Raw genomic sequence first — 12,342 nt, forward strand, 5'->3', positions numbered from 1 at the left:
GCTGCCGCATTCTAGCAATGCGGCGCACACACCGGCGCAGCGCGACGCCGCGTCCCTATAATGCGCACATGCGAACCGATTCCTATTCCCGATTACCCGGAGCCCAGGCACGCGCGCGGCCGATGGCGCGCAGCGGCACCGACCGGGCTGCCGCTGGCGCTGCCGTCATCGAGGTAGACCGTATCCGCCATGCCTTCGGGCGGCACACGGTGGTCAAGGGCCTGTCGTTTGCGCTGGCGCGCGGCAATATCGCCTGCCTGCTGGGCCCCAGCGGCTGCGGCAAGACCACGGTGCTGCGTGCCATCGCCGGCTTCGAGCCGTTGCTGGATGGCTGCATCATGCTGGACGGGCAGACTGTGTCGTCGTCGGACGCGCTGGTGCCGCCGGAGCAGCGCCGCATCGGCATGGTATTCCAGGATTACGCGCTGTTCCCGCATCTCGATGTGGCGGCCAACGTCGGCTTCGGGCTGACCCGCGCCGGCCGCGCCGAGCGAGCGGCGCGGGTGGAAGAGGTGCTGCAGCTGGTCGGGCTTGCCGGCTCGGGCCGCAAGTATCCGCACGAGCTGTCCGGCGGCCAGCAGCAGCGCGTGGCGCTGGCGCGCGCACTGGCGCCGCGGCCGGAACTGCTGCTGCTCGACGAGCCGTTCTCCAACCTCGATGTCGATTTGCGCGAGCGCCTGAGCCTGGAAGTACGCGCGATCCTGAAGGCACAAGGCACCACCGCCATCCTGGTCACGCACGACCAGTACGAGGCCTTTGCCATGGCCGACGAGATCGGCGTGATGCATGACGGCGTGATCGAGCAGTGGGGCAGCGCGCATGAGTTGTACCACCGTCCCACCTCGCGCTTCGTCGCCGGCTTTGTCGGCCAGGGCGTGCTGATGCCGGGACACCTGCGCGGCGATGCGCGGATCGAAGTGGAGCTGGGCATGCTGCACCCGGCGGTGCCCTTGCAGCTGCCCTCGGGTGCCGCCGTCGACGTGCTGGTGCGTCCGGACGACATCGTCCATGACGACGCCAGCCCGATGCGGGCCGAGGTCGTCCACAAGGCCTTCCGCGGCGCGGAGATCCTGTACACGCTGCGGCTGGCCAGCGGCGGCCGGGTGCTGGCGCTGGTGCCGTCGCACCACAACCACGCCGTGGGGGAACGCATCGGCATCCGGGTCGAGATCGAGGACGTGGTCGCCTTTGCCGCTTAGGCCGGCGCCAGGCCCGGCACCCGAGCGCGGGACGCCGATGGTCTACACTGTGGCGTTCTGCAATCGCAAGGTTTGATGACGTGGCGGACTCGCTGTTCTCCGATACCCCTGACCGTTCCCGGCAACCGCTGGCCGAGCGCCTGCGCCCGCGCACCATCGACGAGGTGATCGGGCAGCAGCATCTGCTGGGCCCGGGCAAGCCGCTGCGCGTGGCGTTCGAGTCGGGCGAGCCGCATTCGATGATCCTGTGGGGCCCGCCTGGCGTGGGCAAGACCACGCTGGCGCGGCTGATGGCCGATGCCTTCGACGCCGAGTTCATCGCGCTGTCGGCGGTGCTGTCGGGCGTCAAGGACATCCGCGAGGCCGTCGAGCGCGCCGAGCAGTTCCGCGCGCACGGGCGGCGCACGCTGGTGTTCGTCGACGAGGTGCACCGCTTTAACAAGAGCCAGCAGGATGCCTTCCTGCCGCACGTCGAGAGCGGGCTGTTCACCTTCATCGGCGCGACCACCGAGAACCCGTCGTTCGAGGTCAACGGCGCGTTGCTGTCGCGCGCGGCGGTCTATGTGCTCAAGAGCCTGGACGATGCCGAGCTGACCCAGCTGGCCGTGCGCGCCACCGAGGAACTGGGCGGCAAGCTGGGCGAACTGAGCTGGCAGGACGAAGCGCTGCAGCTGATCGTGGCATCGGCCGACGGCGATGGACGCAAGCTGCTGAACAATATCGAGATCGTGGCGCGTGCCGCGCGCACCGCTGGTGCCGCGCAGATCGATACCGCGCTGCTGGGCAGCGCGCTGTCGCAAAACCTGCGCCGCTTCGACAAGGGCGGCGATGCTTTCTACGACCAGATCAGCGCGCTGCACAAGTCGGTGCGCGGCTCGGACCCCGATGCCGCGCTGTACTGGTTCTGCCGCATGATCGACGGCGGCGCCGATCCGCGCTACCTGGCGCGGCGCATCGTGCGCATGGCGTGGGAAGACATCGGGCTGGCCGACCCCCGTGCCGCGCGCATCACGCTGGATGCCGCCGAGACCTACGAGCGCCTGGGCTCGCCCGAAGGCGAGCTGGCGCTGGGGCAGGCACTGATCTACCTGGCGGTCGCGCCCAAGTCCAACGCGGGCTACAACGCGTACAACGCTGCCCGCGCGTTCGTCGGCAAGGACAAGTCGCGTGCGGTGCCGGTGCACCTGCGCAACGCGCCGACAAAGCTGATGAAGGAGCTTGGCTACGGCCACGCCTACCGCTATGCGCATGACGAGCCCGAAGCCTACGCCGCCGGCGAGCACTACTTCCCGGACGACCTGAAGGCGCAGGGCTGGTACCGGCCGGTGCCGCGCGGCCTGGAGGGCAAGATCGCCGAGAAGCTGCGTCATCTGCGTGAACTGGACAACGCCTGGCACCGCGAACAGCGTGCGGCCAAGGCGCGCGAAGGTGCCAGGGACGGCAAGGACGGCAAGGATGGAGACAAGGGCGAGTAGTTTTCGCCAGACCCGGCGCGGTGCGCGCCATTCGCTCGTCCCGGGCCATGCGGGTGCAGTAAAATGGCGGCTTCGCCGGCATGTCGCTGGCCCTGCACTTCACCTCAAGCAACATGCTCGACATCCAGCTGTTCCGCAAAGACATCGACGCCGTGGCGCAACGCCTTGCCACGCGCGGCTACCAACTCGACGTGGCGGCGTTCCAGGCACTTGAAGCCGAACGCAAGCAACTGCAGACCCAGACCGAGGAACTGCAGGCGCGCCGCAACAGCCTGTCCAAGCAGATCGGCATGCTCAAGGGCAAGGGCGAGGATGCCTCGGCCGTGATGGCGGAAGTGGGCGGCATCGGCGACACGCTCAAGGCTTCGGCCGCGCGGCTGGACGAAATCCAGGCGCATCTGTCAGAACTGATGCTGTCGATCCCCAACCTGCCGCACGAAAGCGTGCCGGTGGGCAATGACGAGACCCAGAACGTCGAAGTGCGCCGCGTGGGCGAGCCGCGCCAGTTTGACTTTGAAGTGCGCGACCACGTCGACGTGGGCGAGAAGCTGGGCCTGGACTTCGACACCGCGGTCAAGGTCACCGGCTCGCGCTTCTCGATGCTGCGCGGCGGCGTGGCGCGCATGAACCGCGCGCTGGTGCAGCTGATGCTCGACACCCATACGCAGGAACACGGCTATACCGAGATGTACGTGCCGTACATCGTCAATGCCGCGTCGATGCGCGGCACCGGCCAGCTGCCCAAGTTCGAGGAAGACCTGTTCAAGGTGCCGCGCAAGGTCGGTAGTGAGGAAGGCGAGCGCATCGAGAACTTCTACCTGATCCCCACTGCCGAGGTGCCGCTGACCAATATCGTGCGCGATGCCATCGTCGCCGGCGAGAAGCTGCCGCTGCGCTTCGTCGCGCATACGCCGTGCTTCCGCTCGGAAGCCGGCTCGTATGGCAAGGACACGCGCGGCATGATCCGCCAGCACCAGTTCGACAAGGTCGAGATGGTGCAGATCGTGCCGGCCGCGCAGTCGTTCGATGCGCTGGAAGAGCTGACCGGCCACGCCGAGGCGATCCTGAAGAAGCTGGGGCTGCCGTTCCGCACCATCGTGCTGTGCACGGGCGACATGGGCTTCGGCAGCACCAAGACCTATGACCTCGAAGTGTGGATCCCGGCGCAGAACACCTACCGCGAGATCAGCTCGTGCTCGAACATGGGCGACTTCCAGGCGCGCCGCATGCAGGCGCGCATGCGCGCGGGGCAGGGCAAGCCGGAGCTGGTGCATACGCTGAACGGCTCGGGCCTGGCCGTGGGCCGCACGCTGGTGGCAATCCTCGAGAACTACCAGAATGCCGACGGCTCGGTCACCGTGCCAGCCGCGCTGCAGCCCTACATGGGCGGCATCACTCGCCTGGAACCGGAGCTGTAAAAAATCTGTTGCCGGCCTCTTGCACAGGTCGGTACGGTTTGGCTATAATCTTGGTTTCGCCACACGGCAAAGCAGTTACCGGAGAGGTGGCAGAGTGGTCGAATGTACCTGACTCGAAATCAGGCGTACCGGCGACGGTACCGTGGGTTCGAATCCCACCCTCTCCGCCAGACAAGAAGCTGCCCGGTCTCGACCACCGGACAGGCAACAACAGTGTAGTAAAGCTCAGACCGACGCCCACGCAAGTGAGCGTCGGTTTTGTTTTTTGGGCGGTCGGTTTCATCGCGGCCAGCGCCTGGCCGTGCACTATCATGGCGATCCAGCGGACTGCCATGAACGAGGCCACCGATGACACAGCCACCCGCCACGCCTGCCGAATTCCACGGCGACCCCGCCGAACTCCCGAACGATCCCGACCTCATTGCCGGCATGCCATACCGCCACCACAAGGGCGGTGCCTATGCGGTCGTTGGCATCGGGCGGCTTGAGGCCGACCTCGCGCCGGCCGTCGTCTATCGCGCAATGCGCGATCCGGCATTGCTCTGGGTGCGCCGTGCCGACGTGTTCACCGAACCCGTGGCGACGCCGCAGGGCGCGGTGCCGCGCTTCGCCCCGGACTGGCCCGCGGCGCTGGCCTGCCTCGACTTCCTGCCGCGCAGGACGGTGCTGGATGTGCTGGCGCTGCATGACACGCCGTACCGGCACTACCACGATCGCCGCCATATCCTGGAGATGTTCGATGTTGCCCACGCGCGCGGCGTCGCGCTGGATCCGGCGCAGGCCCTTGCGGCGCTGTGCCATGACGCGGTCTATGTGCCGGGATGCGAGCACAACGAATCGGCTTCGGCGGTCCTGGTCGAGACCATTGCACCGGAGCTGGACCGCGCGGTGCTCGGCCGTGCCGCGCAGATCGTGCGCGACACGCGCACGCATGCGCCGACCATCGACGGCGCGGACACCGTGCTCGATCTCGACCTGTTCCGGCTGGCCGCGGCCCCTGACGTATTCGATGCCCACAGTGCCGATGTCTTCGCCGAGAACCGCGCCATGCTGGCTGCGCGCACCGGCCTGCATGGCGATGCGCTGCTGGCGGAGTTCAGGCGCCGCCGTGCCGCCTTCCTCGGCGAACTGGCGCAGCGGCCGCGCCTGTTCCTGACGCCGGCCTTTGCCGACTGCGAGGCGCCCGCACGCGCCAATATCGCGCGCATCGGCGGCACCGGAGTGCCGCGTGCCTGAACTGCCGGCGCGCGTAGGCGCGGTCGCCGATGGCTGGCTGACGCCAGGCACGGCGCTGGGGTTGCTGGGCTTATTCACGCTCGCCACGGTCTTGCTGCTGTGCCTGGTGCCGCTGCTGGTGGCGCTGCTGCGCCCGCTGGTGCGCTGGCTCGATGGCATGCGCGTGTGGGGCGCCGGTGCCTTGTCGACGCGCGTGGCCGCACAGGATCGGCCGCGCCGGCTGAGCACGCTGACGCTGCGCGTGCTGGAGCGCGATATCGCCGAGCTGCTGCTGGTGCTTGTTGCCGGCGCCGCGCTGCTGGCTTGCGGGGCAGCGCTGTTCTGGCTGGCCGCCGAAGTCGCGGAGGGCGAGGAGGTGGTTCACCTCGACCAGCTGGTGTTTGCGCAGCTGCGTGCATGGCGCCGCGACTGGCTCGATATCGCCATGGTCGCGGTGACCGAGCTGGGCGGTGCGCGCATCTCGGTGGCGGTCGGTGTGGCGGTGTTCGCGTGGCTGTGGTGGCGGCGCGCCTGGATCACGGCGCTGTACTGGGCCGCGGCGCTGCTCGGCGCGCGCGCCTGCGTGATGGCGCTCAAGCTCGGCATGGCGCGGGTGCGGCCGGCCAGCATCTACAGCGGGCTGGAGTCGTACTCCTTTCCCAGCGGCCACGCCACCAGCAGCATGGTGACCTACGGTTTCCTGGCGTTCCTGCTGTGCCTGCGCCAGCCATGGCGCGTGCGCATCCCGGTGCTGGCGCTGACCGTGGTGGCGGTGGTGGCGATCGGGGTGTCGCGGCTGTACCTGGGCATGCACTGGCTGTCCGACGTGGCCGCGGGCTATGCGCTGGGGCTGGCGTGGATCGCATTGCTCGGCACCGCCTACCGCACGCTGCACGTGCCGGCGCCGCGGGATGCGGTGGCGCCGGGGCGGCTCGGCGTGGTGGCCGCCGCCGCGGTGGTGGTGTCGTTCAGCTACGTGGCGTGGTTCCGCATGCCGGATACGCTGGAGCGCTATCGCCAGGCCGGACCGGCCACGGCTACGGTTGCTGCGCAGCAGCCTCTTCTGGCGACGGCAGTCGCGATACCAGCAGCTGGTCGATCTTGTGATGGTCGATGTCCAGCACCTCGAAGCGATAGCCTGCCACGGTGATCGACTCGGACTTCTTCGGGATGCGCTTGAGCGCGTAGATCACCAGCCCGCCGGCGGTGTCGACATAGTCCTCGCCGGGCAAGGCATCGAGTTCCAGCGCCTTCTTCAGGTCCACCAGCGGCGTCACGCCGTCGACCAGCCACGAGCTGTCGTCGCGGCGCACGATCTGCTCGTCTTCGCTGGAGTAGAGGATGTCGCCCATCAGCGCGCCGACGATATCGTCGAGCGTGACGATGCCGACCACCAGCCCGTACTCGTTCATCACCACGGCAAAGCTCTGGTGCATTTCGCGGAAGCGCGTCAGCGACTCCGACAGGGTCAGCGTGTCGGGGATCACCAGCACGTTCTTGTCGTGGTGGCGGCCGATATTGCCGATCACCGTGGCGCTTTCGTCGGCCAGCAGCAGTTGCAGGATGTCCTTGGAATCGATATAGCCCTGCACGTCGTCCAGGTCGTGCCCGCACACCGGGTACTGCGCATGCGGCTGGTTGACCAGCTTGCGGCGCACGCTGTCGGCGCTCTCGTCCAGGCTCAGGAAGACCACGTCGTCGCGCGGCGTCATGATCGCGGTAATGCCCTTGAATTCGAGCTCGAACACGTTCTCGATCAGGTGCAGTTCATGCTTGTGCAGCACGCCTGCCTCGGCGCCGGCATCGACCATGGCGGCGATGTCCTCGGTGGTGATCTGGTCGACCGGCTTCGTCGGCAGGCGCAGCAGGCGCAAGGTGGCATCCGCGGCGGCGTTGAAGATCCACACCAGCGGCTTAAGCACGCGCAGCAGCGTCAGCATCGGGTCGATCACAGCCAGCGCGCACCGCTCGGGGAAGGTCATCGCGATGCGCTTGGGGATCAGGTCGGCAAACTGGATGAACAGCAGCGTCACAATCAGGAACGAGCCGATATTGGCCACGCGCTGCGCGTGGACTACCTGCATATACGGCGACAGCGTTTCCAGCAGCAGGTCGGACACATGCTTCTCGCCGAGGATACCGGCCAGGATGGCCACGCTGTTGACGCCGATCTGCACGATGGTGAAGAAATTCCCTGGCTCTTCCTTGAGCAGCAATACGCGCGTGGCGCGGCCATCGCCGCGCTCGGACAAGACTTGAAGCTTGGTGCGGCGTGCGGCGGTCAGCGCGATCTCGGAGATGGAGAAGAAGGCGCTGACCAGGACAAGAGCGGTCAGGGTCAGGACGAACATAGGCAATCTGGCGCTTGCGACCAGTGAGTGCAGGCGGCTTGATGATGGTGCACCGCCTGTGAAGCTGTCAAATCGGGACCGGCGTGGCCGTCACTCCGGTATCGGCGTGCGCACCTTGGCGCCGCCCGGGAGCGCGCCGTCCAGGCTGACCACCGGCACTTCCAGCCGCTGCGCCAGCGTGGCCGCCAGTTCCTGCGCGGCCTGCGCGAACTGCGCGCGCAGGTCGTCGGCCAGGCTGGAGCCGGCGCGGTGGCTGGCGCGCAGCATCTGGATCTCGAACGGCAGTTCCGGCGCCACATCATGCAGCGCCACATGGCCGGGATTGGCGCTGAGCGCGGTGTACTGGTCCAGCAGCGTCAGGCCGAGTCCGGCATCGACCAGCGCCAGCGCCAGCGAGTAGGTCTGCACCTCCAGTGTCGAGCGCGGCTCGAGCGCGTGCCGCGCCAGCGTCTGGCGTACCAGCAGGCCGAGCGAGCTGTTGTCGTCATAGCCGATGAAGGGGCGATCCATCAGCCGCTGCATCGGCACCTGGCGGCGGCGCCCCGCGGCGGGCAGCGGCTGGCCGCGCGGCACCGCCAGCAGCATGCGGCCGCTGGCGACCGGTTCGCTCGAAATGGCCTCGTGGCGCGGCGGCGAGAAGGCGAAACCCAGGTCGATCTGGTTGGCCAGCAGCGCGCCGACGATCTCGTCGGTATGGTGGGTCAGCACCTGCACCTGGGTGTCGGGGTGGCGCGCGCAGAAGCGCCGCACCGCCGGCACCAGCAGCGGGTTGGCCAGGCTCGGCGTGGCCGCCACGCGCAGGCGCCCGGCACCCTTGTGGCGCAGGCTTTCCGAGACGCGGCGCACGCGCTCGATCTCGCCGTATAGCCTTTCGACATCGCCGTACAAGGCGTTGGCCTCCGGCGTCGGCTGCAGCCGCCCGCGCACGCGCTCGAACAGGCGAAAGCCGAGCGAGGCCTCCGCATGCTGCAGCACGCGCGTGACCACCGGCTGCGACACGTGCAGCAGGCGCGCGGCTTCGCTGACGGTGCCGGTCAGCATGACCGCGCGGAAGACTTCGATCTGGCGCAGGCGCATGGGAGCTGGGGCGTCGGGATTGCGGGGGTGCGGGAATTCGGGAATTCGGGAATTCGGCGTACAGGCCATCCATAGCCTGAAGACATATTCTGGCACGTATTCGCATTGGGCAAGCCGGCGCCACTGTTCTACCCTCTGGCATCGGCCTTTTGATGTGAAGGATGGCAATGCGGGTAGTGATCGTGGGCGCTGGCGTGGTTGGCATGACGACGGCGTGGCGCCTGGCCCAGGACGGGCATGCGGTGACGGTGCTGGAGCGGCACCGGGGCCCGGGCGAGGAAACCAGCTTTGCCAATGGCGGGCAGCTCAGCTACAGCTACGTGGCGCCGCTCGCCGGGCCGGGCGTGATGGGCAAGGTGCCGGGCTGGCTGCTGCGGCGTGATTCGCCGATGCGCTTCCGCCCGGTGGCCGATCCCGCGCAATGGCGCTGGCTGGCCGCCTTCATGGGCGCCTGCAATGCCAGCACCAGCGAGGCCACCACGCGCAAGCTGCTGCGCCTGGGTTTCTATTCGCGCGACCAGTTGCAGGCGTTCGTGGCGCAGCATGAGCATAAGGACAGTGGGTTTGGCTTCGATTTTGCGCGGCGCGGCAAGCTGGTGGTGCACCGCGACCAAGCGGCGTTCGCCTCGGCCTGCCGGCTGCTGGATTACCAGGCCAGCCTGGGTTGCGAGCAGAAGGCACTCGACCGCGATGCCTGCGTCGCGCTGGAGCCGGCCCTGGCCGGCATCCGAAACGAGATTGCGGGCGCCATCTACACGCCGAGCGAGGAGGTGGGAGATTGCCACCGCTTCTGCGTGTCGCTGGCACGGTTGCTGCAACACGGCGGCGGCCGCACTGGGGTGTCCCTGCGCTTCGGCACCGTGGTGCAGGGGCTGATGCAGCAGGGCGGGCGCGTGACCGGCGTGCGCACCGACGCTGGCGAGGTGCCGGCGGACGTGGTCGTGGTCGCGGGCGGCATCGGCAGCGTGCCGCTGCTGCGCCCGCTGGGCGTGCGGCCGATGCTGTGGCCGCTCAAGGGCTATAGCATCACCGTGCCGCTGGCCAGCGGCACGCGCGCGCCGCATATCAGCGTGACGGATTTCGCCAACAAGATCGTTTACGCGCGGATCGGCAATACATTGCGGGTGGCGGGCATGGCCGACCTGGTGCGCGGCGGCACCCGCATCGACCCGGAGCGGGTCGGCACGCTGGTGGCGCAGACGCGCGCACTGTTCGACGGCATCGTGCCGGACCTGCCGCTGGCGCAATTGCAGCCGTGGGCGGGGCTGCGCCCGGCCACGCCGGACGGGCTGCCGCTGATCGGGCCGTCGCGCGTATCCGGGCTGTGGCTGAACCTGGGCCACGGCGCGCTGGGATTTACGCTGGCGATGGGCAGCGCCGGCCTGCTGGCCGACCGTCTGGCAGGGCGCCGTCCGGCCCTCGACGCCGCAGATTTCGATGCCGCGCGCGCGTAGCGCGCGAGCATGCAGCAATGGTTCCTGCAATACCCGTGAGTTCGCATTACCTCGAGGAAGCGAGCCTCAATGACCAAGCCCCTACAAGGAGCGCGACATGAAGCCACTGCACACCCGCCTTGCCATCCGTCCTGACGCCCGCCGCATGCTCGCGGCCGCCGCGCTTTTGCTGGCCTCCGGCGTGGCCCACGCCGCCGACGGCGACACGCTGAAGAAGATCAAGGACAGCGGCGTGATCTCGCTGGGCTACCGCGAATCGTCGATCCCGTTCTCGTACACCGACGGCAAGGAGGTGATGGGCTACTCGCACGAGATCCTGCTGCAGATCGTCGACAAGGTGAAGAGCGAGCTGAAGATGCCCAGCCTGCAGGTGCGGCTGACGCCGATCACCTCGCAGAACCGCATCCCGCTGGTGCAGAACGGCACCATCGACATCGAATGCGGCAGCACCACCAATAACCTGGAGCGCCAGAAACAGGTGGCATTCTCCAACAGCCTGTTCGTCTACGGCATCAAGATGCTGACGAAGAAGGATTCGGGCGTGAAGGAGTTCGCCGACCTGAAGGACCGCAACGTGGTCACCACCGCCGGCACCACCGGCGAGCGCCTGCTGGTCAAGATGAACGGCGAGAAGACCATGAACATGAACCTGATCAGCACCAAGGACCATGGCCAGTCCTTCCTGATCCTGGAAAGCGGCCGCGCCGCGGCCTTCGTCATGGACGAGCCGCTGCTGTATGGCGAGCGCACCAAGGCCAAGAGCGCCGGCGACTGGGTAGTGGTGGGCGCGCCGCTGCAGACCGAGAACTACGCCTGCATGTTCCGCAAGGGCGATCCTTCGTTCAAGAAGCTTACCGACGGCGTGATCGCCGACCTGCAGACCAGCGGCCGCGCGGAGAAGCTCTACAACAAGTGGTTCATGTCGCCGATCCCGCCGCGCAACATCAACATGAACTACCCGCTGTCTGCTGACATGAAGGCGCTGTTCGCGGCGCCCAATGACAAGGCCTACCAGTAACGGGGCAGGGCGTTGCCGCCGTGGAGTATGGGTCGCCCCGGCGGTTATATAGCCATAATGAATCGTTATTTTGTCCTCGATAGTGTTTGCGGTAGTGTTGAGCCCGATATAGGCTCATAGCAGCACAAGCGGCCGGCAGCTCTCCACGAGAGGCCAGAAGGCGTTGTCTGCCCACCTACTGCTTATCCGCATTCACTGGAGAACATATGCGATCGATTCGTTCTGGCTGGTTCAAGTCGCTGCTGGCGGCCTCGCTGATGGCCGGGGCCGGCCTGGCTGCCACCGCGGCCCATGCCGCCGACCTGCTCGATACCGTCAAGCAGGCTGGCGTGCTCAAGATCGGCCTGGAGGGCACATACCCGCCGTTCGGCTTCCGCGGCGCCAAGAACGAGCTGGAAGGGTTTGATGTCGACGTGGCTCGTGCGGTGGCGGGCAAGCTGGGGGTCAAGCCCGAGTTCGTCACCACGGAATGGAGCGGCATCATCGCCGGCCTGCAGGCGGGCAAGTTCGACGTAATCGTCAACCAGGTCAACGTCACGCCGCAGCGCCAGCAGGTGCTGGACTTTTCCACGCCCTACGTCTACTCGGATGCGCAACTGATCCAGCGCAAGGACGACAAGCGCCAGTTCAAGTCGCTGGAAGACCTGAAGGGCCACAAGCTCGGCGTCAGCCTGGGCAGCAATTACAACGAACTGGCCAAGGCGGTGGCGGGCATCGACGTCAAGACTTATCCCGGCGCGCCTGAGTACCTGCGCGACCTGGCTGCACAGCGCGTCGACGCCGCGCTGAACGACCGGCTGATGGTCGCCTACCTGGTCAAGACCGCCAACCTGCCGCTGCGTCCGGGCGCGATCGTGGCGGGTGCCACCACCCAGGTGGCCATCCCGTTCCGCAAGGACAACCCCAAGTTCGCGCAGGCCATCAACCATGCGCTGGAAGACCTGGGCAAGGACGGCACGCTTGGCAAGCTGTCGGTGAAGTGGTTCGGCACCGACGTGACCAAGCCCGCCGGCAAGCCGGTCAAGTAAGCCGGTCAGGCAAGCCGGCCAGCAAGCACGGCGGTATCATGTCGCGGCGCGGCGGCCTGCATGGCTGCCGCGCCGCGTTGTTTTTTACCATTAGCCCGCCGCCACGC

The 12,342-nt window shown here is 67.5% G+C and carries 10 protein-coding genes and 1 tRNA gene; 9 read left to right on the forward strand and 2 right to left on the reverse strand.

From position 1 onward, the window contains the following. Positions 1 to 68: 68 nt before the first annotated feature. The 6 genes from CTP10_RS03585 (at position 69) to CTP10_RS03610 (ending at position 6,457) form a co-directional block, all read left to right on the forward strand. A complete protein-coding gene (locus CTP10_RS03585) occupies positions 69 to 1,199 on the forward strand; it encodes an ABC transporter ATP-binding protein (protein WP_116317363.1) in 1,131 nt (376 codons plus the stop codon). 80 nt (positions 1,200 to 1,279) lie between these two features. Beyond that, a complete protein-coding gene (locus tag CTP10_RS03590; protein ID WP_116317364.1) occupies positions 1,280 to 2,674 on the forward strand; it encodes a replication-associated recombination protein A in 1,395 nt (464 codons plus the stop codon). A 113-nt stretch (positions 2,675 to 2,787) separates the two neighbouring features. Next, a complete protein-coding gene (gene serS, locus CTP10_RS03595; protein ID WP_116317839.1) occupies positions 2,788 to 4,092 on the forward strand; it encodes a serine--tRNA ligase in 1,305 nt (434 codons plus the stop codon). 80 nt (positions 4,093 to 4,172) lie between these two features. After that, positions 4,173 to 4,262 (forward strand) — tRNA-Ser (locus CTP10_RS03600). A gap of 178 nt (positions 4,263 to 4,440) precedes the next feature. Then, complete coding sequence (locus tag CTP10_RS03605) at positions 4,441 to 5,328, forward strand: DUF1653 domain-containing protein (RefSeq protein ID WP_116317365.1); 888 nt, start codon at positions 4,441 to 4,443, stop codon at positions 5,326 to 5,328. Next, a complete protein-coding gene (locus tag CTP10_RS03610; protein ID WP_116317366.1) occupies positions 5,321 to 6,457 on the forward strand; it encodes a phosphatase PAP2 family protein in 1,137 nt (378 codons plus the stop codon). Before CTP10_RS03605 ends, CTP10_RS03610 begins: the two co-directional genes overlap by 8 nt. Here CTP10_RS03610 and CTP10_RS03615 read toward each other — a convergent pair. Further along, positions 6,345 to 7,658 (reverse strand): hemolysin family protein, encoded by a 1,314-nt coding sequence (locus tag CTP10_RS03615; protein WP_116317367.1) that lies wholly within the window; start codon positions 7,656 to 7,658, stop codon positions 6,345 to 6,347. The genes CTP10_RS03610 and CTP10_RS03615 overlap by 113 nt on opposite strands. A gap of 90 nt (positions 7,659 to 7,748) precedes the next feature. Beyond that, entirely contained in the window at positions 7,749 to 8,735 is a 987-nt protein-coding gene (locus CTP10_RS03620; RefSeq protein ID WP_116317368.1) for a LysR family transcriptional regulator, read from the reverse strand. A gap of 167 nt (positions 8,736 to 8,902) precedes the next feature. Between CTP10_RS03620 and CTP10_RS03625 the strand changes: the two genes are divergently transcribed. The 3 genes from CTP10_RS03625 to CTP10_RS03635 all read left to right on the forward strand — a co-directional run bounded on the left by CTP10_RS03625 (position 8,903) and on the right by CTP10_RS03635 (position 12,235). Beyond that, positions 8,903 to 10,189, forward strand: coding sequence for a D-amino acid dehydrogenase (locus tag CTP10_RS03625; RefSeq protein WP_116317369.1), 1,287 nt, complete (start codon positions 8,903 to 8,905; stop codon positions 10,187 to 10,189). Between the two features lie 97 nt (positions 10,190 to 10,286). After that, positions 10,287 to 11,207 carry a glutamate/aspartate ABC transporter substrate-binding protein gene (locus CTP10_RS03630; protein ID WP_116317370.1) on the forward strand — a complete coding sequence of 307 codons (921 nt, stop codon included), beginning with the start codon at positions 10,287 to 10,289 and terminating at the stop codon, positions 11,205 to 11,207. A gap of 206 nt (positions 11,208 to 11,413) precedes the next feature. Beyond that, on the forward strand, positions 11,414 to 12,235 hold the full coding sequence (locus CTP10_RS03635) for a transporter substrate-binding domain-containing protein (RefSeq protein WP_116317371.1): 822 nt from the start codon (positions 11,414 to 11,416) through the stop codon (positions 12,233 to 12,235). Positions 12,236 to 12,342 lie beyond the last annotated feature (107 nt).

Origin of the sequence: Cupriavidus sp. P-10 (assembly GCF_003402535.2) — a bacterium.
Taxonomy (GTDB): Bacteria; Pseudomonadota; Gammaproteobacteria; order Burkholderiales; family Burkholderiaceae; genus Cupriavidus.